We start from the raw sequence: 24,482 nt of genomic DNA, 5'->3' as shown, positions 1-24,482 counted from the left end.
CGGCTATTTTTTTTCGAAGGAGGGAAATGGGATGTCCAATGCAGGGGGACCGTTGGAGGGAATCCGGGTGGTCGATGTGTCCCGGGTGCTGGCCGGTCCTTTTTGCACCATGATCCTGGGTGATTTGGGCGCCGAAGTCATCAAGGTGGAAGCGCCGGGGGGAAGCGATGAAACCCGGGGATGGGGTCCTCCTTACGCCGCCGGGGAAAGCGCCTATTACCTCTGCGCCAACCGAAACAAGAGGGGACTCACTCTCGATTTGAAGAAGGAAGAGGGGAAGCGGATCTTTCTCCGGCTTATTCGGGAAGCCGACGTGCTGGTTGAGAATTTCAAGGTGGGAACGCTGGCTCGAATGGGACTCGCTCCCGAGTGGCTCAGAAAGATCAACCCCCGCCTGGTGGTGGCGGAAATCACCGGGTTCGGCCAGACCGGCCCCCTCGCTTCCTTTCCCGGCTACGACTTCATCATTCAGGCGCTGGGAGGGCTGATGAGCATCACCGGGAGCGAGGAGAGCGGCCCGATGAAGGTGGGAGTCGCCATCGTCGACGTGTTGGCCGGATTGTACGCGGCCCTCGGGATCCTTGCCGCCCTCCACGAGCGCAAGCGGTCCGGAGAGGGGCAGGTGGTGGATACCGCACTGCTCGATGTGTGCGTGGCTTCCCTGGTGAATGTGGCCAGCAACTATCTGGTGGGGGGCAAGGTGGCGAAACGGCTCGGAAACGCCCACCCCAACATCGTACCTTACCAGTCCTTTCGCGCCGCCGATCAGGAGATGGCGATCGCCGTCGGCAACGACCGGCAGTTCCGCAGGCTGGCGGAGGTGATGGAGAAGCCGGAGCTGGCGGAGGACGGGCGTTTTGCAACCAACCGGGATCGCCTGAGCCGCCGGAAGGAACTGACGGAGGCCTTGCAGCAGGTGTTTGAGACCCGTCCTGCCCGGGAGTGGATGGAGCTGCTGCAGGGGGCGGGCATTCCCTGTGCTCCCATCCAGAGCATCGACCAGGTTTTCGGCCATCCCCAGGTGCGGGCGCGGGAGATGGTAGTGGAGATGACTCATCCCTCCGCAGAGAAGGTAAGGCTTGTGGGGAGTCCCCTCAAGTTGTCCCGCACGCCGGTCACCTATCGCCGGCATCCTCCCCTGGCCGGGGAGCACACGAAGGAAATTTTGACGGAGTTGGGGTATTCCGAAGAGGAGATCGAGAAGCTGAGACGAGAAGGCGTGATATGAAAAACTTTGGATTTCAGTTTTGGAAGGGGAGGCGAGGCAAATGTTTGATTTCTCCTATTCCGAAGAGCAGTTGGCGGTCAAGAAAATGGTGCGCAAGTTCGTGGACAAGGAGATCATGCCTTATATCCAGGAGTGGGACGCCAAGCAGCATTTTGAAACCGGCCTGCTGACAAAGCTGGCCGATCTGGGGTTGATGGGCGTCTGCATCCCGGAAAAATACGGCGGGCAGGGAATGGATTACAACACGCTGGCCATCGTCTGCGAGGAACTGGAGCGGGGGGACACCGCCTTCCGCACCGCCGTTTCCGTTCACACCGGGTTGAACAGCCTCACGCTCCTGCAATGGGGAAATGAGTTTCAGAAGGAGAAATACCTCATTCCCCAGGCCAAGGGGGAGAAGATCGGAGCGTACGGGCTTACCGAACCCAATGCCGGCTCCGATGTGGCGGCCATTCAGACCCGGGCGGTCCGGGACGGCGACTATTACGTCCTGAACGGCAGCAAAACCTGGATCTCCCTCTGCGACGTGGCCGACCATTTTTTGATTTTCGCCAAAACCGATCCGGACAAAGGGCACCGCGGCATCACCTGTTTCATCGTCGAGCGGACCTTTCCCGGGGTGACGACCCGCGGCTTCAAGGACAAGCTGGGAATCCGGGCGGGCAACACGGGAGAAGTGATACTGGAGGATGTGCGGGTTCCCGCGGAAAACCGCCTGGGGGAGGAGGGGGAAGGGTTCAAGATCGCCATGTCGGCGCTGGACAACGGCCGGTTTACCGTGGCCGCGGGCGCCGTGGGATTGACCCAGGCCTGTATCGAGGCCAGCGTCAAGTACGCAAAAGAAAGGGAAACCTTCGGCAAGCCGATCGGCAGGCACCAGCTGGTGCAGCAGATGATCGCCAAGATGGTGGCGGGTTATGAAGCGTCCCGGCTGCTGGTCTACCGGGTCGGCTGGATGAAAAACCGGGGGATGCGCAACACGCGGGAAGTTTCGCTGGCCAAGTGGTTTGCCTGTGATGTCGCCTTTCAGTCCGCCGTCGACGCTGTTCAGATTCACGGGGCCAACGGCTATTCCCACGAATTCCCCGTGGAGCGCTACCTTCGGAATGCCAAAGCTCCCGTCATCTATGAGGGAACCCGCGAGATTCACCAGATCATGCAAGGGGAGTACGCGCTGGGTTACCGAAAGGACAAGCCTCTCCGCAGGAACCTGCCCAAATGGCCCTTCGAGGAATGAGACGTTTTTCTGCCCGCCCCTTCCAGGCGGGCTTTTGCGCGAGTCCCAATTGCTGACAAAGGGACGGCCCCCGCGTTTGTCGAAAGGTGGAGAAAACGAAAAGACGCCCGGGATGTTCCGCGCGAAGAGACTCGAGGGGGGAATCGGATGGGAAAGACGATCATGCTGGCGGGACATGCCAAGCTTCCCCAGGGGATGGCCGCGAAAAGCGTGTTTGAGACCTTGACGATCACGGCGGAGATCGACCGGAAATACGGAGTGATCGTCCAAGCTTCCTGCACGCTGGCCACAAGCCACGCCCAGGCGTTTATCGGGGAACTTTTGAAGGGATACAGCTTGCTGGACGGCATCGATCCGATTCTCGATGCGATCAGGGAAGCGTATCAAGGAAAGGCGAAACAGGCTCTCGTTGCGGCCGCGAAGGATTTGTACGGACAATTTTTGCTGTACCGGGATAAGGAAGGGGTACATGGGAGGCAAAATTGACGCGCAACCTTGGCCCTGGGGTAGGTGTGGAAAAAGGACCTGATGAAGTCCCGCACCGGACCAAAGGGAACGCAGATGGCGGAAGGAGGTGAAGCGGGGCGCCAAACTACCCCCGATTCCTTCAGGCGGGCATCAGCGGCTCGACCGGTTCCTCCTCGAGCCTTTGGTTCATCAGCAGGCGCACGGCATCGTTGATGGGAAAAATGTTGATCAGTTCACCGCGCGCATTCATCACCCGGTAGTTGAGGGATGATCCCACCCGTTGAACCACATAATTTCCCATGCGGATGCGGTTCGAACCCTGGAGACTCATCAATTGCCGGCGGATCGCGATTTTCATACGCATTCCTCCTTTGAAGCGATTTTCTTTTTTGACCCTTGAATCTGTTCTGTTGGTCGCATTCCATTTCGCTCATGGCTAAACTCCTTCTTCCCGCAGTTTTTTGACGCTTCGGACATCCCCGCCGTTTGGAACTCAGTGACTCCTCTTCTCAGACGCGGTGTATCGCCTCCCGCCGCCGATTATAAAAACACAATACGATAATATAAAATTGTAGATTATTGTGATTGTCCTGGTTCACCCTGCCCGTTGTCTGGGCAAGGGCAACCAAGGATGATGGTGTTTGATGAGGTATGGGGGTAGCTTCACTTATCTTATAACCGCAATGATCTTTTTGTAAACATTTCTTTTTTATTACAGGAATGGGATTCCGCTTTTTCTCGCCGGATTGCGCATAAAGACAAAAACCTCCCCTGCACCAATGCAGGGGAGGTTTTTCGGTTGTCCGGCGGACCGAAATCTCAGGCAGACATGACTTTCCGGATCCGCTCCAGGGCCCAGTCGAGCTCTTCCCGGGTGATGGTGAGGGGAGGGGCGAAGCGGATTGTATTTTCATGGGTTTCCTTGCACAGGAGCCCGGCTTCCGCCAGCCGCTCGCAATGGGGGCGGGCCGGTTCGTAAAGTTCCATCCCGATAAACAGTCCTTTGCCGCGCACTTCCTTGATGATCGGATTTTGGATCTTGAGAAGTTCCGAGCGGAAATACTCGCCCAGTTCCAGGGAGCGCTCCGGCAGGCGCTCGTCCAAAAGCACCTCCAGCGCGGCGACGGCCACGGCGCAGGCCAGGGGGTTTCCACCGAAGGTGGATCCGTGGGAGCCCGGTTCGAAAACCCCCAGTACATCCCGGTCGGCGGCCGTGGCGGAGATGGGCATGACGCCTCCTCCCAAAGCTTTTCCGAGGATGTAGATGTCCGGCTTGACCCCTTCCCAGTCACAGGCGAACAGTTTTCCCGTCCGCCCGAACCCGGTTTGGATTTCGTCGGCGGCAAACAGGATGTTATGCTCCCGGCACAGCTGGTAGGTTTCCTTCAGGAATCCCTCCGGCGGGACGATCACGCCGGCTTCCCCCTGGATCGGTTCCATCAGGACCGCGGCGGTGTGAGGGGTGATCGCCTTGCGGAGGGCATCGATGTCTCCGTAGGGGACGACTTTGAAGCCGGGGGTCAGCGGGCCGAATCCCCGCTGATATTCTTCGTTGGATGAAAGGGAGACGGCGGTGATGGTCCTTCCGTGAAAGTTGTTCTCAAAGACGATGATTTCCGCCTGATCCCGCGGGATTCCCTTCACGTCGTATGCCCAGCGGCGGATGGCCTTGATGGCCGTTTCCACCGCTTCCGCCCCGGTGTTCATCGGCAGAACCATCTCTTTACCCGTCAATTCCGCCACCTTTTGGTAAAATTTACCTAATTGGTCGTTATGAAAGGAGCGGGAGGTGAGGGTGATCCGGTCCGCCTGCTCCTTGAGGGCGGCGATGATCCGGGGGTGACGATGGCCGTGGTTGAGGGCCGAGTAGGCGCTCAGCATGTCCATATACCGATTGCCATCGGCGTCTTCCACCCAGACGCCCTCTCCCTTGGAAATGACGATCGGAAGGGGGTGGTAGTTTTTGGCTCCGTAGTGCTCCGTCAGTTGGATAATCGCTTCGCTCGTGGTCATGGCGTCCTCCTTTGTGGGCATGTTCCGCAAGTCACTTATCCACATTGTAGTCGGAAGTGGCGGTTGAAATCAATGATCGACTTCATTTACAGAAAACCCATGGGTACTCTTTTGCAGGAGGTTGGCGCCGCTTGTTCCGATGCAGGAGGGAATTGGCAAAGGAGGGACGTTCCGCGAGGGAGGGGGTGGGGATTCTGAACTTATCTCCGGAAGGCAGGGGGGATGCTTTGGGGGAAGCGAAACACATTTTCGGGATCGTATTTGGCTTTTACCCTTCGCAATCGGGGGTAGTTTGCTCCGTAGTAAACCGGCCCGGAATTTTTAATTCCTTGGTCCGGAACGTTGATATAGGACCCGACGATGAAAGGCTGGAGCTTCCGGCGCGTGTTGCGAACAAGGGCGATATTTTTGGCGGCTTCGGAACGCTTGATCCATGAACTGTTCCACTCGACGTAAAATTTGGCTTTCCGCCAGAAGAACGCCGTCGCCTCAGGGGGGATGCGGCTTACAGCGCCGCCCCAGTTGAGGAAAAAGAAACCTGCGGGGGATCCGGGTGTCGCTTTCTCTAAAAATTGGCGCATGACCTGAATCGCCCTTTCCGGGAACGGGCGCATCGCGAAACCGGAAGAGAACTGGTTGCTCCACCTTTGGGTAAGGACCGGATCGGGAGGCAACAAAAAGTTTACGGCTTTCGGGTATGGCAACCACCGGATGATCTTCGTCGTGGGAGTGCCGACGCTCAATACAGGCTTCAACAGGCGTACGGCCTCCCTTTTTGGTCCCAGGAACAGCCCCTGCATGGTGACACGGCCTCCGATTTTCGGGCCGATTTCCAAGTAGGTGCCCAGCCTCGTATCGACGGAAGGAGCCCATCGCTGCCATACTCTGAATACCTTTGCGAACTGATTCCATGGCCAGATGATGCGGAATACTGTCGCCCTGGCCGGGGCGCGATGCACTTTGAATTTGTATTTGGTATATATCCCGAAGTTTCCGCCGCCACCTCCGCGGGTAGCCCACAGGAGGTCCGCGTGACGATTTTGGTCTGCGCGAATCACCCTTCCCTTCGCATCCACCATTTCCACTCCGATCAGGTTATCGCTGAGAAGGCCGATCGATCGCTGGAGAGGCCCGATTCCCCCGCCGGGTGTGATGCCGCCGATCCCGACAGAAGGGCTGTCGCCAAAGGGGGACATAAATCCTTGCCGTGCGAGGGTCTTCACGATTCTTCCCACGGTGTTGCCCGTCTCAACGATCGCAATTCCCTTTTTTTTATCCAACCAAATCTTTTTCATACCGCTTACATCGATGACAATCCCCCCGTTGACCTGGGAGAGATTCGTTTCCAACGCATGCCTTCCGCTCCTGGCGCGGATGGGGACGCGATTCTCACGGGCCCATCTGATGGCGTTTGCTACATCTTGCGTCCTTTGGGCAAACACAAACACTTTGGGAAACCTGTTCGTATGGGGATCCCAATTCTTGCGCGCCCGTTCATAGCCTGGATCTCCTCTGAAGATGACCCGCCCGGTCAGCCGCGCTTTTGATTTCAACCTTTCCAACCTCCTTTGAGCGAACGTTGCAAATTATCCTATGTGGAACATCGGGGCATGGCGTGGACCGATATATCGGCAGAAATCTTTTTTTCTATCGTCGGGCTCGTGCAAAAGGTCGTCCATCGCGAACACATGGTGAATGGAACTTTTTTTTGCCGTTGAAAAGCGGAAAGGCAACCCTTATTCATCGGGAGGGTCGGCCGGGAGGAGGGGGGTTTCAACGCATCCGATTTCGCCGGACGGTGGATCGTCGATGCTTCGGGTGCGGATTTTTTGAAAAAAGATTGTTGACGGAATTCTGGGGAATCCCTTATAATTAAATACAAGTTTTCTGACGGGAATGACAAGGAAATACCGCATGCAGCACTCTTATCCAGAGCGGCGGAGGGACTGGCCCGATGAAGCCCGGCAACCCCGGAATCATTCCGGAAGGTGCCAATTCCTGCGGAAACCTTCGGGTTTCCGAGAGATAAGAGGAGAGCGGCATCACCGAGCCTCTTCTCCTGGATAAGGGAAGGGGCTTATTTATTTAAAAAAGGGGGATTTATCGATGGCGGAAGAGAAGCAGTATCGGCCGGAGACGCTGGCGGTGCACGGGGGGCAGGAACCGGATCCCACCACCCTTTCGCGGGCGGTGCCCATCTATCAGACGACATCTTATGTTTTCCGCGACACCGAACACGCGGCCAATCTGTTTGCGCTGAAGGAGTTCGGCAACATCTACACGAGGATCATGAACCCGACGCAGGATGTGTTTGAAAAGCGCATCGCCGCCTTGGAAGGCGGTGTGGGGGCGCTGGCGACGGCCTCCGGCCAGGCGGCCATCACCTACTCCATCCTGAACATCGCCAAGGCGGGGGATGAAATCGTCTCCTCCAGCAGCCTGTACGGAGGAACTTACAACCTGTTCCATTATACCCTGCCCAAGCTGGGCATTACGGTGAAATTCGTCGATCCCTCCGACCCGGAGAATTTCCGCAAGGCGATCACCGATCGGACGCGGGCCGTCTTTGGGGAGATCATCGGCAATCCCAAGTTGGATGTGCTCGATCTGGAAACGGTGGCTGCCATCGCCCATGAAGCGGGGATTCCGCTCATCGTCGACAACACCTTCGCAACCCCGCACCTGTGCCGGCCCTTTGATTTCGGGGCGGATATCGTCATCCACTCCGCGACCAAATTCATCGGCGGCCACGGCACGTCCATCGGGGGCGTGATCGTCGATTCGGGGAAATTCGATTGGACGAACGGCAAGTTCCCCGAATTGACGGAACCGGATCCCAGCTATCACGGCGTTTCCTACACCGAAGCGGTTGGTCCTCTGGCCTACATCATCAAGGCGCGGGTGCAGCTGCTTCGGGACATCGGCGCGGCGCTGTCGCCCTTCAACGCCTTCCTGTTCCTGCAGGGGCTTGAAACGCTGCACTTGCGGATGGAGCGGCACAGCGAAAACGCGCTGAAGATCGCCCGCTACCTCCGGGAGCACGACGCGGTGGAATGGGTCAGCTATCCGGGATTGGAGGATCATCCGTCTCATGAATTGGCGAAGAAATATCTGCCCAAGGGGCAAGGCGCCATCCTCACCTTCGGAATTCGGGGCGGTCTGGAGGCCGGAAAGAAACTGATCGAAAACCTGAAGCTGTTCTCCCACTTGGCAAACGTCGGCGATTCCAAATCTCTGGTGATTCACCCCGCCAGCACCACGCACCAGCAACTGACGCCCGAGGAGCAGGTTTCCACCGGGGTGACGCCGGATCTGGTCCGCCTGTCGGTGGGTACGGAAGCGGTGGAGGACCTGATCGATGACCTGGACCAGGCGCTGAAAAAGAGCCAAAGCGCAGTGGGCGTCTAAACCCTGAACAGGGTGGATGATCCGCGGCTGTCCGGCCGTTCTCGGACACGTACACGCATCTGGGAGGGATCGGCGTGCATCTCGACTCCCGATTGGCACAAATTGGAACGAAGAAGGAAAAAAGCACGGGAGCAATCAGCTATCCCGTCTACCATGCGACGGCCTACCGCCATCCCGCCCTCGGGGAAAGCACCGGTTACGATTATTCCCGGACGGCCAATCCCACCCGGGATGTGCTGGAAGAAGCGATTGCCTCCTTGGAAGGGGGAGACGACGGTTTTGCCTGCAGTTCGGGGATGGCGGCGATCCAGACGATGATGGGTCTCTTTTCCCAGGGGGATCACCTGGTCGTTTCCCTGGATTTGTACGGCGGGACCTACCGGCTGTTTGAACAGGTCCTCACGGGCTACGGCCTTTCCTTCAGCTATGTCGACATGCGGGATCTTCCCGCCGTCATGAAGGCGATTCGATCTCAAACAAAAGCCCTGTTCGTGGAAACGCCGACCAATCCGCAGCTGCAGGTGGCCGACCTCCGCGCCTTGGCCGAAACGGCCCGGCGCCACGGATTGATCCTGATCGTCGACAACACCCTCATGACCCCTTATCTGCAGCGGCCGCTCGCGCTGGGGGCGGACATCGTCATCCACAGCGCCACCAAGTATCTGGGGGGCCACAACGACGTGCTGGCGGGCCTGATCGTGACCAAAGGGGAGGAACTGACGGAGAGGATGCGGTTCCTTCACAACTCCATCGGTGCGGTGCTCGCTCCCCAGGATGCCTGGTTGCTGATGAGGGGGATGAAGACCTTGGCGCTCCGGATGGAGCGCCATCAGACCAATGCGGAAGCCTTGGCCAGAACCTTGGCGGAGCATCCGCTCGTGGAGAAGGTGTATTATCCCGCCCTCGATCCGGAGGCGAAGGCGGTGCAGAGCTCCCAGGCGGCCGGATTCGGGGGGATGCTCTCCTTTCGGGTCACGGATCCCGGTCTGGTGGCTCCCTTCCTTCGCTCCCTCAAGCTGATCTCCTTTGCGGAGAGCCTGGGTGGTGTGGAAAGTCTCGTCACCTATCCCGCCACCCAGACCCACGCGGACATGCCCGAGGAGAGGCGGCGACAGGCGGGGGTCTGCGACCGGCTGCTGCGGCTTTCCGTCGGCATCGAGCATCCGGAGGACCTGATCGAGGACGTGAACCAGGCGTTGGCTAGGGCGGAACGGATCCTGAAAGGAGGGGGAACCGGTGGAATTCGGAACCCGGCTTCTTCACAACGGCAATGAGGTGGACCCCCATACCGGGGCGGCGAGCATCCCGGTGTACCTGGCCTCCACCTACCATCAGTTTGATCCGGCCCGGCCGGGCCGGTTCGATTACGCCCGATCCGGCAATCCGACCCGGCTTGCCCTGGAGCGGACCATCGCAGAGCTGGAGGGGGGCGTGCGGGGCTTTGCCTTTTCCTCGGGGATGGCCGCGATTTCCACGGTGTTCCTCCTGTTTTCATCCGGCGATCATCTCGTCGTTTCCCGGGATGTGTACGGCGGGACTTACCGGGTGCTGACCCAGGTACTTTCCCGCTTGGGGATTTCCTGCACCTTCGTCGACACCGCCGATCTGGAGCAGGTGGAGGCGGCGATCCGTCCGGAAACCCGGGGATTGTTCGTCGAGACGCCCTCCAATCCCACGCTGAAGGTGACCGATTTGGCCGGGGTGGCCGCGATTGCCCGCTCCCGCGGCCTGATCCTGATCGTCGACAACACCTTTTTGACCCCATATTTTCAGACACCCCTTGAGCTCGGAGCGGACATCGTGGTACACAGCGCCACCAAGTTTCTCGGAGGTCACAGCGACGTGGTGGCCGGTCTGGTGGTGGCCAAGGAGGAGGAGCTGGCGGAACGGATCGGGACGCTGCAAAACACCGTCGGCGCCGTTTTGGGGGTGCAGGACGCCTGGCTGCTTCAGCGGGGAATGAAAACCCTGAAGGCCCGGATGGATGTCTCGACGAGGAGCGCGGCGCGGATCTCCGAATGGTTGGCGGATCACCCGGCGGTCCGGCGGGTGTATTACACCGGCTTGCCCGGCCACCCCGGTTACCGCCTGCAGGCCAAGCAGGCCCGGGGGCACGGGGCCGTTCTGTCCTTTGACGTGGGGAGCCGGGAGAGGGCGATGCAGGTCCTGAAAAGGGTGACCCTCCCTCTCGTCGCCGTCAGCCTGGGAGCGGTGGAAAGCATCTTGTCCCATCCGGCCACGATGTCCCATGCGTCGATGCCCCGGGAGGAACGGGAGCGCCGGGGCATCACCGACGGGCTCCTCCGCCTCTCTGTGGGGCTGGAGAATGCCGAAGACCTGATCGCCGACCTGGCCGAAGCGCTGGCGGAAAAAAAGGTGTTCGCCGTGGGCGGCGGATGAAAAAAAGCCTTTGCCTGTCAAAAAACGTTTTATGCCTGTCTGGAAGACGGGCGTTTTTTTTTGGGAGGCGTGAGAGAGGGGTCTGCACGAAAGAAAAAAGCGGATGTTGCGGACCTCTTCTTCCGGCCTTCCGGTCTACCCCGGTTTTTTCGGCCGGGTTTTGGGGGGCATCATGACGCATTTCCGGACATGTTGTACAATGGGATAGAAAAAGGGTTGAAAAGGAGTATTTGGCGATGACGATCAAATCGGACAAATGGATCCGTAAGATGGCCCTGGAGCACGGGATGATCGAGCCGTTTGTCGATCGGAACGTGGGCAAGGGGGAGGCCGTCAGCTACGGATTGAGCAGTTACGGCTACGATCTGCGCGTGGCCGACGAGTTCAAGATCTTTCACAACGCCCTCCATACCGTGATCGATCCGAAAAACATCGATTCCAATTCCTTCGTCGACTTCAAAGGGGATGTGTGCATCATCCCTCCCAACTCCTTCGCCTTGGCTCGTTCCGTGGAATATTTCCGCATTCCGGAAAACGTTCTCACCATCTGCGTCGGAAAATCGACGTATGCCCGCTGCGGAATCATCACCAACGTGACCCCCTTCGAGCCGGGATGGGAGGGGTACGTCACGCTGGAGATTTCCAACACCACCCCTTTGCCCGCCAAGATTTACGCCAATGAGGGGTTGTGCCAGGTTCTCTTCTTCGAAAGCGATGAACCCTGCGAAGTTTCGTACCGGACCAAGCAGGGCAAATACCAGAATCAGCGGGGAATTACGCTGCCCCGCGTGTAAAGAATGCTTCCGCCCTTGAGAAAGAGCCGCCGATCAATTTTTTTGGGCGGGAGAAAAAGGGGATTCTTTCTTCCCCGTTGAAAAGAGACTAAAGATGGAAAGTTTCCCCTGCGAAAGGGGATTTTCTTTCCCTTGGGACACGAGCCGGGGATGGAAGAGCTGTTCCAGCCGCCGGAAAATCCTTGATGCCCCCGCATACTCTTATTTGCGGGGGCTTCGAGGAATTTTTCTCAGATTAAGATTAAACAGTGAGGAGGCATCCTGTGAAAGAAAAACTGGAGCAACTGCGAAGGCGAGTGCAGGAAATCAATGATTTGGAATCCATTTTGTCGCTCGCGTTTTGGGATCAGGCGACTTACATGCCTTCGGGAGGCGGCGAGGCGCGGGCCCGCCAACTGGCGACCCTGGGGAGGATTTCCCACGAAAAACTGACGGATCCGGCCATCGGACAGCTGCTGGAGGATTTGCGGGAGTATGAAAAGGAGCTCCCGGCCGATTCCGACGAAGCCGGGCTGATCCGGATCACGCGACGGATGTACGAGAAGGCGGTCAACATCCCGTCCGATTTCATCTCCGAGTTTTACAAACACCAGTCCGATTCGTATCATGTGTGGATGAAGGCCCGGGAGGAAAACGACTTTGAGGTCGCCCGGCCCAATCTGGAGAAAACGCTGGAGTACAGCCGCCAGCTCGCCGATTTCTTCCCCGGGTATGAGCATATCGCCGATCCGCTCATCGATTATCGGGATCCCGGCATGACCGTGAGCGTGATTCGCCCCCTGTTTGCCGAGCTGCGCAAGCAGCTGGTCCCCCTGGTGGAGGCGATCACCGAAAAGCCCGAGGTTTCGGATGCCTGCGTCCGGCAAACCTTTCCTCAGGATAAACAGCTGGCTTTCGGTCTCGAGGTGATCAAACGCCTGGGTTACGACCTGGACCGGGGCAGGCAGGATCTGACGGCGCATCCCTTCATGATCAAGTTTTCCCTCGGGGATGTGCGGATCACCACCCGGGTGAAGGAGGACGATCTGAGGGAGGCTCTGTTCAGCACCATCCACGAGGCGGGCCACGCGATGTATGAACAGGGGATCAACCGGGAATACGAGGGAACTCCCCTGGCCGACGGCGCCTCCTCCGGAGTGCACGAAAGCCAGTCCCGCCTGTGGGAAAACATCGTCGGCAGAAGCCGGGGTTTCTGGAACTACTTTTATCCCCGCCTTCAGAAGGTTTTCCCCGGCGAATTGGGTTCCGTCGACCTGGACACCTTCTACCGGGCCATCAACAAGGTGGAGCGTTCCCTGATTCGGACCGATGCCGACGAAGTGACCTACAACCTGCACGTAATCATGCGCTTTGATTTTGAGCTGGATCTTCTGGAGGGGCGGCTCGCCGTCCGGGATTTGCCGGAGGCGTGGCGGGAGCGGATGAAGGCCGATCTGGGAATCGAACCGCCGGATGACAAAACCGGCGTCCTTCAGGATATGCATTGGTACCAAGACATGATCGGCGGGATGTTCCAGGGATACACCCTGGGCAACGTCCTGAGCGGTCTCTTTTATGAAGCGGCCCTCAAAGACCACCCGGAAATTCCCTCCGAAATGGAGCGGGGAGAATTCGGGACGCTGCGCCGCTGGCTGACCGAGAACATCTACCGGCATGGATCGAAATACACCGCCGGGGAGCTGGTGGAGCGGGTCACCGGCGGGCCGATGACCATCGAGCCCTACATGCGGTATCTCCGGTCCAAGTACGGTGAACTGTACGAACTTTGACACTGTCTCTCCGGATCGGACGGGGCAGGCTTTTGCCGAAGAAACCGGCTTCCTTTTTCCGCACCGGTTGATATTTCCGGCCGGGGCGGATTTTCTTTTTGAGCCGGTTTCCCGCAACCGATTGCGGCGGGGCTTACAAGTGAAGGAGGAGAAGGATGGTTATCGAAGGGAGACTCGTTCCGGCCGTTTTTCTGGAGCGGCTCAACCGTTTTGAAGCATTGGTCCGCCTCGGAAAGCGGGTGGAGAGGGTGCACGTTCCCAATACGGGAAGGCTGAAGGAATTGCTGCTGCCCGGTGTCGAGGTCAGGCTCCTTGAGTCGGATAATCCCCGTCGAAAAACCCGGTACAGCCTGGTCTTCGCCCGGAAGAAGGAACACTGGTTCTGCATCGCCTCCGCCTGGGCCAATCGAGTGTTCGCGGAAGCGGTGAAACGGGGCGACGTCGGTTGGCTGTCCGGGGAGGTTCGGGGGGAAGTCCGCCGACAGGGGAGCCGGATGGATTTTTTGATCGGCGGCAATACCTGGGTGGAAGTGAAGGGCGTCACCTACGAGGAAGAAGGGATCGCCCGGTTTCCCGACGCGCCGACGGAGCGGGGAAGGCGCCACCTGGAGGAGTTGATCCGGCTCAGGAGAAGCGGCGCCTGCTCCGCCGTCGTCTTTGTCGCGATGATGGAGCAGGTGACGCGCTTTGAGCCCTTTGCCCGGATCGACCCGGCCTTCGCCGGGAAGCTGAGGGAAGCGGCGGCCAGCGGGGTATGGGTCCGGGCCTACAAATGCCGCGTCCGACCGGAAGAAGTCGTCCTGGCGGAAGAACTGCCGGTGGATTTGTTTGTCGGGGATTCCTCCTGAAGGGAGGGGGCCGCGCTTTTCCCCTTGCCTGCGGGGTGTTTTGTGTGTATGATTTTGTGTGTATGATATTATCATCTTTCTTCTGAAATGAGGGGATTTTCGTTGCCCACCGTGTTCTGTCAGTGAATTTGCAAGACATGAGCAGTGGAAAAACCTGGCGTTGGTCAGGTTTCTTTCCCGTGCCCATGTTTTCCGGTTTTGATGAACACGGTGGCATTTCCATTCTCCCATCCGAAAGAAAGGCCATTTTGCCGGCACCGTTCCGGTGATGGCTTCGAGAAAAGGGCATGGATGAACACCGGTTCGTCCATGCCCTTTTGAATTGGGACGGAAATCGCCCTTGTGTTCGAACGGCATCAAAAACCTGAAGGGGGATTTCCGGATGAAGAACCCGTTTGCCTATCGGATGTACCTTTTATATAGTGCCGTCGTCTCCTTTGCCATGGCGTTGATGTCGACGGTGGCCAGCGTCTATTACATTCGAACCGTCGAGATGGACGCCTTCCAGTTGCTGATGACCGGTTTTGCCCTGGAGATGTCCGTCTTTCTCTTCGAGATTCCCACGGGGGTTGTGGCGGATCTCTACAGCCGGAAGCGGTCTATGGCGATCGGGCTTTTGCTTGTCGGATGCGGGTTTATGCTGGAGGGGATGATCCCTCTGTTCACCGTCGTCCTGGCGGCGCAGGTGCTGTGGGGGGTGGGTTACACCTTCCTGAGCGGAGCGGATCAGGCGTGGATCGCCGACGAGCTGAAGACGAAGCGGCTGGAGGGGGTGCTTCTGCGGGGAACGCAGATCGGACAGATGTTTTCCCTGCTGGGGATGCTGGCCGGCGTTTTGCTGGCCAATATCACCTTGAATCTGCCGCTGATCATTTCCGGGCTGTTGCTGATCGGGTTCTCTCTCTTTGTGGTCCTCTTGTTCCCCGAAACCGGGTTCACCCCGTCCCCGGCCCGGCGCCGGCACCCCTGGCGATCGGCCTGGGGCACCTTTCAAACCGGGCTGGGGGCGGTGCGGAGGAGCACCATCCTGCTGGCCGCTCTTTGGATCAGCCTGCTCACCGGGTTGTACAGTGAAGGGTTTGACCGCCTGTGGACCCTTCATCTGCTGGAAAACTTCACTCTGCCCGGAATCGGGAATCTGAACGAAGTGGTCTGGATCGGCTTGATCAACGCCGGGGCCCTGGTGTTGAACATCCTGGTCGTCGAGGGCATCCGGCGCCGGATGGACCGGACAGGGCGTCTGGAGAAAGTGTGGGTGCTCCTGATGCTGAACGGTCTGTTGGTCTGCGCGATCGTCTCCTTTGCCCTGGCCGGTCAGTGGTGGTTCGCCCTGGCTACCTATTGGGCGGCCGCCGTCTTGCGGAAAACCAACGAGCCGATCTACAGCGCGTGGCTCAACGAACAAATCAGGGATTCCCGCCTCCGGGCCACCATCCTTTCGACCCAGGGGCAGGTGACTTCTCTGGGGGAGATCTTCGGAGGCCCCCTGGTGGGAGCGGTGGTGTGGAAGGGAACCGTTTCCGCAGGTCTGATCGCCTCCGGCGTCATTTTGGCTCCCGTCGTCTTTTTGTACCTGCTCCTCTGGAGGAAGAAAGCGGCAAAGCGAGAGGTTCCTTCCCGGAGCGCGTAAGGATGGTCGGGACCGGAACGCATCGTTCCGGTCCCCTTTTTTGCTTCGCCACCGGAGACCGGGAGAAGGATGTGCCGATCCGGTTGGAAATGGAGGAATTTTGTACCTTTTTGTCGAACCTGTTCCCAGCCTCGGCGGGTGGGATGGGAAGTGCGACGTCGCTTGGTGGTTTTTGTTTCGGGATGGATTTTCGGCATCGCGCTGGCGTCGAAGGTGTCCGTAGACTGGCGCCTCTGGGCGGGAGTGTCGGTTCTCCTGGCCGCGGCCGGATGGATGGAACATCGCTATTTCCGACGCCTTCTCCCCCTTACCCTGTTTTTTGTCGGCCTCTTCGCAGGAGGTGCCCATCTGGGGTGGACGGAGGAGGGAAACCGATCGGCGATTGCCGAGGCGGTGCCTCAGGATGCAGGGGAAGTGCGGGCGTTTGTCGCCGGGCGGATCGCATCGGTGCCGGAGATGGACGGGGATCGGCTGCGCTTTACCCTGGAGGTGCGCTCCTTTGCCGTCGAGGGGGCGCGTCCCCGTTCGATTCCCGGCGAAAGGGTGGCGACCCGGGTGATGCTGCGAAGCGCCCGGGAGCAGGACTTCGTCCGCGGGTGGAAGAGGGGGACGAAAATTGTGGCCCCCGTCATCCTGGAACGCCCCTCTCCCGCCCGCAACCCGGGCGGCTTTGATTACCGCCGCCATCTTTACCGGCAGGGGATCCATTGGACGGCCCGAATCGACGGGCTGACGCGGGTGACGGCGGCTCCGGATCCCTCTCCGGGTTTCCGGGGGGCTATCGACGATCTGCGCCGATGGTTGAGAGAGCGGGTGGAGGCCCTTTACCCGGAAGAGACCGCCGGCCTGGTACGCGCAATGATCCTGGGGGAGCGGGAAGCCGTCCCCCCGGATGCGGAGGAGGATTTCGCCCTCCTCGGCCTGGCGCATCTTTTGGCCATCTCCGGCCTGCATGTCGGGGTGTTTGTGGGCTCCATCTACGAAATGTTGAAGGCAATCGGCCTGACCCGGGAAAAAGCGGCGGGGGCAGTGCTCCTTCTCCTGCCGCCGATGGCGCTGTTGACCGGGGTGGGAGCCCCGGTGGTCCGGGCGTCCATCATGGCGGGCTTGGCCCTTCTCGCGGTGATCCTCCGCCGCTGGCGGGACGGCCTCACCTTTTTGGCGGTGGCGGCCTGGATACTGCTGCTATGGAATCCGTACCAGCTGTTTCAGCCGGGATTTCAGCTTTCCTTCGCCGTCACCCTGGCTCTGCTGGTGGGAGCGGGTCCGGTCGCCGGAATCATGCCCTTTCCCTGGACATGGCTCAACCGGATCGCCGCCGTCACGTTGGTGGCCCAACTGGCCTCGTTTCCCCTGATCATTTTCCATTTTTACGAGTTTTCCTTCCTCTCCTGGGGAATCAACCTGGCGGCCGTTCCGGTTGTCAGCCTTCTGGTCATCCCCCTGGCAATGCTTGCCTTGGCCCTGGGGTCGGTGCACGAAGGGCTGGCCTTTTTCCCTGCGCTTTTGTCCTCCTCCGCGCTGTCGGCGCTGTTGAAGGGGACCGACTTCCTTGCACGATGGAGTTGGGCGCATCCGTCCTGGTCTCCGCCGCCGGTCTGGTGGCTGGCGGCCTACGCCGTCGTCTGTTTCCAGGGGCTGGTCGCCTGGACCGGGGATGTTCGGCGGAAGGCTCTTCACCGGACCGCCTTCCTGCTGATGATGTTCGGCCTCGTCGCCTATGCCTGGGCGCCGGAGGTCTTCGTGCGGGAGCGGGAGGTGCGGATCGCGTTTCTGGATGTGGGGCAGGGGGATTGCGCCGTCATCGAAACCCCCGGCGGGCAGGTGATCCTGGTGGACGGGGGAGGGCGGCTTCCGCTGCCCCGGCAGGATTGGCAGAGGCGGCGAAAGGAGCATGACGTGGGCCGGGACGTGGTGGTTCCCTATCTGAAATACCGGGGCATCCGGGAAATCGATTATCTCGTGATCACCCACGGCGACGCCGACCATGTGGGGGGACTTGCGGCGGTGGCCGAGCGCTTTCCGGTGCGGCGGGTGATCCGCAATCCCCACGCACCGGGTTCGGAGGTGGAGCGTCGGCTGATGCGGCTGCTGGAGGATCGGGGAGCGGCGGTGTACACGGCTCCGCGGGGGAGCGGTTGGTCCCTGGAGCCCGGAGTCGCCTGGCAGTTTCTCCATCCCGAGCGGGAGGTTTCGCCCGGGGAGAAGACCAATGACGATTCCGTCGTCTTTCTCCTCTATGCCTACGGGCGGACGGTGCTGATGACCGGGGATATCGAGAAGGGGGCGGAGCGGGAGATCGCCGCCGCCTGGAATCTGCCTCCGGTGGACTGGCTGAAGGTGGCCCACCACGGAAGCCGAACCTCCACCCATTCCGCTTGGTTGAAGGAGGTGCATCCCGCCCAGGCGGTGATCTCCGTGGGGGAGCACAACCGCTTCGGACACCCGGCTCCGGAGGTGCTCCGGCGGTTGGAGGAGCGGGGCGTCCGGATCTGGCGGACGGACCGGCACGGAGCGGTGACGGTGCGAATCTCCCCTTCGGGGAGGATGCGGGTGGAAACGATGCTTGCAACGGATTAAGAGGAGCGGATGAGGAGGGAATTCTGTGGGATTTGTCGCTTTTATCATCGCTTTGATCTACACGATATGGTTTGTCAATTGCATGGAGAGGATCGCCGCTCACTTGAAAGGCATCAGTGAATCCCTGGAGCGCGTTCAAATTCAGTTGGGAAACATCAAGGAAACCATGAGAAGGGAGCAGGCGAAAAAAATTTGGTCCCAGCGGGAGGAGAAGGAGTGAACCGGTGACGTTTTGGAAGGGATAAAAGGAAAGCCCCCGGGTCATGCCCTACGGCCCCGGGGAACCTCAACGGAAACTCTTACGCGATTCAGTTTCAGGGCCGTTCCACGATCCGTCGCGGGTGCGGAGAAAGGCTTCAATTTGTTTTCGATGATGTTCATCGTGGTCGGCCAATCCTTTGAGATAATCCGTCAGTGTCAGGGAGCGGTTCCGGATCGAGAAGGGGGCGTCCCGGTCTGTTCCGGGAACCGATTCCAGGCGCTTGAGCAAACGGGTGCGGGTGTGATGGAAGGCGGCCAACACTTCCTCCCGGGTGGCCTCTTCCCGGGCCCACCGGGCGGCCCGTGCGTTTAAATCGTCCGCTCTTACCGAGGTGGGGGGCACCGTCTTGCCGGGCCGGAGCTGATCCAGCCGTTCGTTCAGCAGGAACCGGTCCCACTCCATCAGGTGGGCGATGATTTCCCCCGGGGACCACTTTCCCTCGGCGATCGGCATCAGCCACCATCTTTCCGGGATCCCTTTCAAGGACTGCACAAAATCGTTCATCTTCCGAAAACGGATGAGTATGCTTTCATAGGACACGGACATCGCCTCTGTCAGCTTTCATCCTCTTTTTCGGCGGATTCCCATCTTGCCGCCCATGCCTCCACTTCCACCTTGAGGTGGGGAAGGGCCAAGGAGGAGACGAAGCCCAGGGTCATCGCCGGGGGCGTTCCCCCGTGGAACCGGCCGAAAATCTCCTTGAAGCGGCTCCAATCGATGGGTTCGGTCAGCCAGATATTGAGCTTGATGATATTGTCGGCGGTGACGCCCTCGCTTTCCAAGATGCGCCGCACATTGTCCAAGGCGTTTTCAAATTGAGATTCCACATCGTCCGGAAAGTTTCCCACGGCGTCGTTTCCCACCTGGCCGGAAAGGACGAGCAGATCGGCTCCCCGGGGGACGACGGTGAGATGGGTGTAGGTTCCGATGGGAGGCGCCACGGTTTCGGGATTTGTGCGGGTTACTTTCATCGCGTTCCCTCCCGTACTGGAAGATTGAGACATGCCAGTCAAGTATATAACCGGGAGTAAATTTTGTCAATTTCGCGATCAAAAGTGTCCGGCGAAGCGCCGGGTTCCGGCCATGTCGCCGCCGTCTTGTGGTACAATGAAATCACTGCCAATGGGTGTGCACTGCAACTTTGGGCAGGCGGAAAACGTCTGAGGTTCAGGAGGGATCGGAGTGGTCGAAGCGGAGTGGGTGAAACGGGCGCAGGCCGGCGACCGGGAAGCGTGCATCCGGTTGCTGCGGGAGGTGGAGGCGGCGGTGTACCGTACGGCCTATTACCTGTTGGGAAACGAACACGACGCCCTCGACGCAACCCAGGAGGCGCTGCTGCGCATTTACAACCGTCTTTCCTCCTACAAGGGGCAGTCCCGTTTTGAAACCTGGGCACAGCGGATCGTTGCCAATATCTGCATCGACCACTTCCGCAGAAAAAAGCGGGAAATCCCTTATCCGGAGGGGATTAATCCGGCGGATCCCAAGGCGGGGACCGCCGTGGAACGTCCCGGCGTGGTGATGGATCTTCAGCAGGCGCTTCGGAAACTTCCGCCTCCCCAACAAACGGCTGTCGTATTGCGGTATGTTCACGATTTCAGTTACGAGGAAATCGCCGAGGCGATGGATATACCGCTGAACACGGTGAAGTCTCACCTGTTCCGCGCGAGAAAAAAACTGCAGGAGTGGTTGTCCGAGTATCAGGAAGGCGGTGTGGCCCCGTGAGATGCGAAGAAGCGTTGGAGTGGATTCAGAGGGAGTTGGACGGCGATCTGACTTCCGAAGAAAAGTTGTTGCTCCGGCGCCATCTGTCCACCTGCAGCGGATGCGCCGCCGAGGCGGAGAGGCTCAAACGCTTGTCTGACGGCTTGTCCCGGCTTCCCCGGGTGACACCGCCCCACTCCGTGGTGGACCGCTTGATCGAATCGGGACAGCTTCCCGGCGGGGGAGCGTCCCGGCAAAGGGAAGGGATCAAGCGGCGCCGGTTCGGGTGGTGGTTCGGCGGAGGAGCGGCGGCGGCCGTGCTTGTGTTCGTCTTCGTCGGCCTTTGGAAAGGCTGGTACGGAGCTCCCGAGCAACCCGTCGACAATCGGACCCTCATGATGAACTCCGAGAAAAGGGAAGATGCCGTCTCCCCGTCCGGAAACATGACGATGAGCGCACCGGAGTCCGAATCCCCCACCTCCTCCGCTTGGTCGCCCGATGGCCGGTTCCGGGCGGAGGTGGAGAAAAATCAGGTGGTGATCCGGACGGCGGACGGAAAGGAATGGTTCCGTTCGAAGCCCTGGAAGGAAGGAAAGGAGTCCTCCGTCCAGTGGATCTCTCCGACGTCCCTTCAGGTGGAAATCGCTCCGCCGGAGGAAGGAGAAGAAATGGAAACGGAAGAAAAGGAAACGGAGGAAAAGGCAGAGGAAGAAAATCGGGAAGTGCGGATCATCGACGTGGAAGCGAAACGGGAATTGGAAAAGGACCGCAGCCGGGGTGACGGCGGATGATCAACGCTCTGATGCGGGAAGTCGAGGAGGGGATCCTGGCGCCCGTCTATTTGTTGTACGGCCGGGAACCCTTTTTGATGGAAGAGATATGCGGTGCGATCCAGGAGAGGGCTTTGGACGGCGGGGACCCCTCCTTCAACAAAGTGGTCGTGGACTTGGATGAAGTGGCGGTGCAACAGTTGATCCGGGAGGCGGAATCGCCGCCTTTCTTCGGTGAGAGACGGATTGTCATCGGCCGAAACGCGCGGTTTTTGTCGACGGCCAAGGCAAAGCAAAAGGTGGAGCATCGTCCTGAGGAGCTCCTCCGATACGCTCAGGAACCCCTGCCGACGACGGTCGTGGTGTTGCTGGTTCCGGAGGAGAAGCTGGACACCCGGAAAAAGGTCGTCAAGATGTTGGAGAAGGCGGCCCGAACGGTTCGCTGCGACCCGTTGGACGGAAAGGAACTGGAAAAGTGGGTGCTGGACCGCTTTCGGAGGCACGGCGTAAAGGCCCAGCCGGAAGTGGTCCGGCGGCTGATCCGGCAGGTCGGAAGCGATCTGCGCCTCCTTCACAACGAATGCGCCAAACTGGCCGTTTATGCGGGGACCGGCGGAACGGTATCCTCCGAGGATGTGGACCGCATGGTTCCACGGACGCTGGAGGAGGATGTCTTCAAGTTGATGGACCGGGCGGCCGGGCGCAAGGTGGAGGAAGCCTTCTCCATATTGTACGATTTGCTGAATCAACGGGAGGAACCGATACGCATCCTGGCGCTGATGATCCGCCAGTTCCGCATCTTGTTGCAGGTGAAACTGTTGGCCGCCCAGGGAAAATCGGAGCGGGAGATCGCTTCCCTACTGGGTCTTCACCCCTACCCGGTGAAACTGGCCCGCAGACAGGGGAAAGCGTATTCGGAGCGGCAATTGCGTCGGTTGCTCCTATCGGCGATTGAGACGGACCAGGCGATCAAATCGGGAAAAATCGACAAAACCCTCGCCCTGGAGCGCTTTCTGTTCCAACTTGGCCAGGACCATGCGGCGGCGGCCGAAAGGGGGAGGTGAGGAGCCGGGGAGGAAGCGCACCTTCGAAACTCGCCGGCAGTGAAAAGCCCGCTTCATCGCTTTGATGAAACGGGCTTTTCCGTGTTTGAAAGGACCGGGGCCTCGCGCTCCGCCTCCCTTTGGGCACTTTTGTCGTCCGCTCTGCCGAAGCGGAACACGTCCCCCTGTTTCCGGGTGACGATCCGGTCCTCTTCCTTTCCGGCCGCGGCCAGCAGGCGTTTCAGCGGTTCCTTCACCGGTTCCTGGGAAAGGACGAAGGTGTCGTAGTGAATCGGCATCAGCCACCGGGCCCCGGTGTCGAGGAACATCGCCCACGCCTGCTCCGGGGTACAGTGGTTTCGCTGGAAGGAATCCGGAGAGTAGGCGCCGATCGGCATGAAGGCCAGATCGATTTTTCCCCGCCTTCTCAATTTCACAAACTCCGGCGTGTAGGCGGTGTCGCCGGGATAGAACAGGCGGACGCCGTTTTTTTCAATGAGATAGCCGGTATATCCGTAGTCGGTGTTCCAGGGGAACCGGTTCCCCCAGTGGCGGACGGGGACCGCCTGCACCCGGACGCCGAGATCGGTCAGGGTCACGCTTTCTTCCCCGTGAAGTTCCACCACTTCGCCAAAGGGCATATGCCTGAGCAGCCGGGAAGTTTTCTTGGCGGTGATCACCCGCGTCCGCGGTCCGGCCAGTTTTCTGAGGGTGGGCAGATCGAAATGGTCCATGTGCGCGTGGGACAACAGGATCAGGTCGACCCGGTCCAGATCCTCGAGGCGCAGGGCCGGGGCGGTGTGTCTCATCGGACCGATCTGCCACGGGCCCAGTTGCACTCCGATCTTGGGTCCCAGAACCGGATCCGTCAGAATCCTCAAACCGTACAGATTGATCAGCACCGTGGAGTGACCGACCCAGCCGACGGTCACCTCGTCATCCCGCCACTCACGGGGTTTCAGCCGCCGCTCCGGTTCGCCGGGCGACCGTTTCGGAAAGCGGCGGCGCATGCGGAGCCATATCCCGAGGATGAGCAGGATCGGCAGAGCGACCAGAGTGAGCAGTACGGTGAACAAAATCTTCATCATGGTTTCGCTTCGACTCCTACTGTGACATCATTTTCAATATACCCTATCCCGGCTGTGATTTCCTGCCGGAGCGGACGATCGACCGCCGGAATTGTGGTATCCTATCAATAAATGAACAAGGTTGGGGGGAGATCCCATGAAAATCGTCAGCGCCTGTTTTGCCGGAATTCACTGCCGGTACGATCAGCGGCACAACGCCTTGGCGGAAATCCGCCGGCTGGTGCGCGAAGGAAAAGCGATTCCCGTTTGCCCCGAGCAGGCGGGCGGTCTGCCCACCCCGCGCAACCCGGCTGAAATTGTCGGCGGGGACGGCGAGGATGTCCTGGACGGAAAGGCCCGGGTCATCGACAATCAGGGCAACGACGTGACGGAGCAGTTTCTCGCCGGAGCCCGCAAGACCCTCGCCGTCGCCCAAGCCGTGGGGGCGAAGCAGGCGATTTTGAAGGAACGAAGCCCCTCCTGCGGAAGCTGCATGATCTACGACGGCACCTTCAGCGGCGGGAAGAAGCCCGGCGTCGGCGTCACGGCGGCCCTGCTCCGCCGACACGGGATTGAGGTGGTGTCGGAAGAGACGATGGAAGATCGCAGCGCCCAAGAGCCCGGGAAGGACGACGGGCCGGCGAAGGGTTGAAAAACCCGGCTTGAGGAAGCCGGGAATGCTGAACACGAGTTTTTTCGTTGTCATCCCTGTTCCGTGTTGGCGGGCGCGGCAAGGGATTGGCGGAGGCGGCGGTATCGGAGATACATGCCCACCCGCCAGGGCAGGATCATTCCGAAGGCCAGCGTGAAAAACAGGCCGGCCGTCTGGGGAATCGAGATGTATTGTTCCACGTAACCGTGCAGGAGAAGGCGCACCGAAAGCAAGGTCAACAGGATCACGATGAAAGAAAGGGATCGTTTCAAATAGATTTCCCCGTTCACCACTTCAAACCGGGACGTCATGATCAGGGGAGTGGCCAAAAAGACGGCTCCCGCCGCAAAGGCGATCAGTCCCCACCAAACCGGAAAATGGGTGGACGGGTGGAGAAACATCAGAAATCCGGTGCTCATCCCCAAGGGCGGCATGATGATCCCCTTGGGCGTTACCGGCCGTTTTGTCGCTCGAATTCTGAGGAAGATCACCATCAGCGCCATCGTGGCGACACCCAGCGTGAAGGCGATCTGCGGGTGGAGGGCGATTGCATGCGTCATGGACGGATCCTCCAATGCGCGCGGTTTCTGTGGCAAACCCGCTCGGCGT

23 protein-coding genes and 1 riboswitch are annotated in these 24,482 nt (G+C 59.7%); of the genes, 16 read left to right on the top strand and 7 right to left on the bottom strand.

The annotated features are described in order from the left end of the window. Nucleotides 1–31 precede the first annotated feature (31 nt). The 3 genes from CLV97_RS07025 to CLV97_RS07015 all read left to right on the top strand — a co-directional run bounded on the left by CLV97_RS07025 (nt 32) and on the right by CLV97_RS07015 (nt 2,951). The gene (locus CLV97_RS07025; protein WP_106344816.1) at nt 32–1,228 is read left to right on the top strand and encodes a CaiB/BaiF CoA transferase family protein; all 1,197 of its coding nucleotides are present in this window, start codon (nt 32–34) and stop codon (nt 1,226–1,228) included. Between the two features lie 40 nt (nt 1,229–1,268). Beyond that, nucleotides 1,269–2,465, top strand: coding sequence for an acyl-CoA dehydrogenase family protein (locus CLV97_RS07020; RefSeq protein ID WP_106344815.1), 1,197 nt, complete (start codon nt 1,269–1,271; stop codon nt 2,463–2,465). A 147-nt stretch (nt 2,466–2,612) separates the two neighbouring features. Next, entirely contained in the window at nt 2,613–2,951 is a 339-nt protein-coding gene (locus tag CLV97_RS07015; protein WP_106344814.1) for a DUF3870 domain-containing protein, read from the top strand. Nucleotides 2,952–3,072: 121 nt separating this feature from the next. Here CLV97_RS07015 and CLV97_RS07010 read toward each other — a convergent pair whose 3' ends face one another. The 3 genes from CLV97_RS07010 to CLV97_RS07000 all read right to left on the bottom strand — a co-directional run bounded on the left by CLV97_RS07010 (nt 3,073) and on the right by CLV97_RS07000 (nt 6,499). Then, nucleotides 3,073–3,291, bottom strand: a complete 219-nt coding sequence (locus tag CLV97_RS07010) for a hypothetical protein (protein WP_106344813.1) — start codon at nt 3,289–3,291, stop codon at nt 3,073–3,075. Between the two features lie 461 nt (nt 3,292–3,752). Beyond that, the gene (locus tag CLV97_RS07005) at nt 3,753–4,946 is read right to left on the bottom strand and encodes an ornithine--oxo-acid transaminase (protein ID WP_106344812.1); all 1,194 of its coding nucleotides are present in this window, start codon (nt 4,944–4,946) and stop codon (nt 3,753–3,755) included. Between the two features lie 200 nt (nt 4,947–5,146). Continuing rightward, on the bottom strand, nt 5,147–6,499 hold the full coding sequence (locus CLV97_RS07000) for an FAD-binding oxidoreductase (RefSeq protein WP_106344811.1): 1,353 nt from the start codon (nt 6,497–6,499) through the stop codon (nt 5,147–5,149). Between the two features lie 369 nt (nt 6,500–6,868). Beyond that, a riboswitch (SAM riboswitch) is annotated at nt 6,869–6,978 on the top strand. A gap of 74 nt (nt 6,979–7,052) precedes the next feature. On the opposite strand from CLV97_RS07000, the gene CLV97_RS06995 reads away from it, so the two are divergent. The 9 genes from CLV97_RS06995 to CLV97_RS06955 all read left to right on the top strand — a co-directional run bounded on the left by CLV97_RS06995 (nt 7,053) and on the right by CLV97_RS06955 (nt 18,595). Further along, nucleotides 7,053–8,354 carry a homocysteine synthase gene (locus CLV97_RS06995; RefSeq protein ID WP_106344810.1) on the top strand — a complete coding sequence of 434 codons (1,302 nt, stop codon included), beginning with the start codon at nt 7,053–7,055 and terminating at the stop codon, nt 8,352–8,354. A 74-nt stretch (nt 8,355–8,428) separates the two neighbouring features. Then, entirely contained in the window at nt 8,429–9,628 is a 1,200-nt protein-coding gene (locus CLV97_RS06990) for an aminotransferase class I/II-fold pyridoxal phosphate-dependent enzyme (protein ID WP_106344809.1), read from the top strand. Then, nucleotides 9,591–10,754 (top strand): trans-sulfuration enzyme family protein, encoded by a 1,164-nt coding sequence (locus CLV97_RS06985; protein ID WP_106344808.1) that lies wholly within the window; start codon nt 9,591–9,593, stop codon nt 10,752–10,754. Before CLV97_RS06990 ends, CLV97_RS06985 begins: the two co-directional genes overlap by 38 nt. Before the next feature lie 236 nt (nt 10,755–10,990). Then, nucleotides 10,991–11,548, top strand: a complete 558-nt coding sequence (gene dcd, locus CLV97_RS06980; protein ID WP_106344807.1) for a dCTP deaminase — start codon at nt 10,991–10,993, stop codon at nt 11,546–11,548. Between the two features lie 263 nt (nt 11,549–11,811). After that, on the top strand, nt 11,812–13,317 hold the full coding sequence (locus CLV97_RS06975) for a carboxypeptidase M32 (protein WP_245891416.1): 1,506 nt from the start codon (nt 11,812–11,814) through the stop codon (nt 13,315–13,317). 155 nt (nt 13,318–13,472) lie between these two features. After that, complete coding sequence (gene sfsA, locus CLV97_RS06970; RefSeq protein ID WP_106344805.1) at nt 13,473–14,165, top strand: DNA/RNA nuclease SfsA; 693 nt, start codon at nt 13,473–13,475, stop codon at nt 14,163–14,165. Nucleotides 14,166–14,547: 382 nt separating this feature from the next. Beyond that, nucleotides 14,548–15,795 (top strand): MFS transporter, encoded by a 1,248-nt coding sequence (locus CLV97_RS06965; RefSeq protein WP_146130426.1) that lies wholly within the window; start codon nt 14,548–14,550, stop codon nt 15,793–15,795. A gap of 150 nt (nt 15,796–15,945) precedes the next feature. Continuing rightward, nucleotides 15,946–18,375, top strand: a complete 2,430-nt coding sequence (locus CLV97_RS06960) for a DNA internalization-related competence protein ComEC/Rec2 (RefSeq protein ID WP_170070393.1) — start codon at nt 15,946–15,948, stop codon at nt 18,373–18,375. A gap of 25 nt (nt 18,376–18,400) precedes the next feature. Then, entirely contained in the window at nt 18,401–18,595 is a 195-nt protein-coding gene (locus tag CLV97_RS06955; protein ID WP_106344802.1) for a hypothetical protein, read from the top strand. 66 nt (nt 18,596–18,661) lie between these two features. Here the strand turns inward: CLV97_RS06955 and CLV97_RS06950 are convergent, their stop codons facing one another. Beyond that, complete coding sequence (locus CLV97_RS06950) at nt 18,662–19,177, bottom strand: DinB family protein (protein WP_170070392.1); 516 nt, start codon at nt 19,175–19,177, stop codon at nt 18,662–18,664. Between the two features lie 14 nt (nt 19,178–19,191). Next, a complete protein-coding gene (locus CLV97_RS06945) occupies nt 19,192–19,608 on the bottom strand; it encodes a RidA family protein (RefSeq protein ID WP_106344800.1) in 417 nt (138 codons plus the stop codon). Between the two features lie 211 nt (nt 19,609–19,819). Between CLV97_RS06945 and CLV97_RS06940 the strand changes: the two genes are divergently transcribed. Genes CLV97_RS06940 through holA form a run of 3 tightly spaced genes read left to right on the top strand, consistent with a single transcriptional unit; the run spans nt 19,820 to nt 22,175 of the window. After that, the gene (locus CLV97_RS06940) at nt 19,820–20,362 is read left to right on the top strand and encodes an RNA polymerase sigma factor (RefSeq protein ID WP_106344799.1); all 543 of its coding nucleotides are present in this window, start codon (nt 19,820–19,822) and stop codon (nt 20,360–20,362) included. Then, a complete protein-coding gene (locus tag CLV97_RS06935; protein ID WP_170070391.1) occupies nt 20,359–21,132 on the top strand; it encodes an anti-sigma factor family protein in 774 nt (257 codons plus the stop codon). Before CLV97_RS06940 ends, CLV97_RS06935 begins: the two co-directional genes overlap by 4 nt. Next, nucleotides 21,129–22,175, top strand: coding sequence for a DNA polymerase III subunit delta (gene holA / locus CLV97_RS06930; protein ID WP_106344797.1), 1,047 nt, complete (start codon nt 21,129–21,131; stop codon nt 22,173–22,175). Before CLV97_RS06935 ends, holA begins: the two co-directional genes overlap by 4 nt. Nucleotides 22,176–22,228: 53 nt before the next feature. Here the strand turns inward: holA and CLV97_RS06925 are convergent, their stop codons facing one another. Continuing rightward, a complete protein-coding gene (locus CLV97_RS06925) occupies nt 22,229–23,242 on the bottom strand; it encodes an MBL fold metallo-hydrolase (RefSeq protein WP_106344796.1) in 1,014 nt (337 codons plus the stop codon). A 136-nt stretch (nt 23,243–23,378) separates the two neighbouring features. Between CLV97_RS06925 and CLV97_RS06920 the strand changes: the two genes are divergently transcribed. Then, nucleotides 23,379–23,873: a 2-thiouracil desulfurase family protein gene (locus tag CLV97_RS06920; RefSeq protein ID WP_106344795.1), complete on the top strand. Its 495-nt coding sequence runs from the start codon at nt 23,379–23,381 to the stop codon at nt 23,871–23,873. Between the two features lie 50 nt (nt 23,874–23,923). Here the strand turns inward: CLV97_RS06920 and CLV97_RS06915 are convergent, their stop codons facing one another. Next, nucleotides 23,924–24,433, bottom strand: coding sequence for a CcdC family protein (locus CLV97_RS06915; RefSeq protein ID WP_106344794.1), 510 nt, complete (start codon nt 24,431–24,433; stop codon nt 23,924–23,926). Between the last annotated feature and the right edge of the window lie 49 nt (nt 24,434–24,482).

This window comes from Planifilum fimeticola, from assembly GCF_003001905.1.
GTDB lineage: Bacteria > Bacillota > Bacilli > Thermoactinomycetales > DSM-44946 > Planifilum > Planifilum fimeticola.
Note: the sequence above shows the minus strand (reverse complement) of the source record. Positions and strands in the feature narration are given on the sequence as shown.

Bases quoted from the DNA above. Each gene is read 5' to 3' on its own strand.
- CLV97_RS06965 (WP_146130426.1), top strand. From the start codon at position 14,548: ATGAAGAACCCGTTTGCCTATCGGATGTACCTTTTATATAGTGCCGTC.
- CLV97_RS07010 (WP_106344813.1), bottom strand. From the start codon at position 3,291: ATGAAAATCGCGATCCGCCGGCAATTGATGAGTCTCCAGGGTTCGAAC.
- CLV97_RS06915 (WP_106344794.1), bottom strand. From the start codon at position 24,433: ATGACGCATGCAATCGCCCTCCACCCGCAGATCGCCTTCACGCTGGGT.
- CLV97_RS06945 (WP_106344800.1), bottom strand. From the start codon at position 19,608: ATGAAAGTAACCCGCACAAATCCCGAAACCGTGGCGCCTCCCATCGGA.
- CLV97_RS07025 (WP_106344816.1), top strand. From the start codon at position 32: ATGTCCAATGCAGGGGGACCGTTGGAGGGAATCCGGGTGGTCGATGTG.
- CLV97_RS07015 (WP_106344814.1), top strand. From the start codon at position 2,613: ATGGGAAAGACGATCATGCTGGCGGGACATGCCAAGCTTCCCCAGGGG.
- sfsA (WP_106344805.1), top strand. From the start codon at position 13,473: ATGGTTATCGAAGGGAGACTCGTTCCGGCCGTTTTTCTGGAGCGGCTC.
- CLV97_RS07005 (WP_106344812.1), bottom strand. From the start codon at position 4,946: ATGACCACGAGCGAAGCGATTATCCAACTGACGGAGCACTACGGAGCC.
- CLV97_RS07020 (WP_106344815.1), top strand. From the start codon at position 1,269: ATGTTTGATTTCTCCTATTCCGAAGAGCAGTTGGCGGTCAAGAAAATG.
- CLV97_RS06995 (WP_106344810.1), top strand. From the start codon at position 7,053: ATGGCGGAAGAGAAGCAGTATCGGCCGGAGACGCTGGCGGTGCACGGG.
- holA (WP_106344797.1), top strand. From the start codon at position 21,129: ATGATCAACGCTCTGATGCGGGAAGTCGAGGAGGGGATCCTGGCGCCC.
- CLV97_RS06925 (WP_106344796.1), bottom strand. From the start codon at position 23,242: ATGATGAAGATTTTGTTCACCGTACTGCTCACTCTGGTCGCTCTGCCG.
- dcd (WP_106344807.1), top strand. From the start codon at position 10,991: ATGACGATCAAATCGGACAAATGGATCCGTAAGATGGCCCTGGAGCAC.
- CLV97_RS06920 (WP_106344795.1), top strand. From the start codon at position 23,379: ATGAAAATCGTCAGCGCCTGTTTTGCCGGAATTCACTGCCGGTACGAT.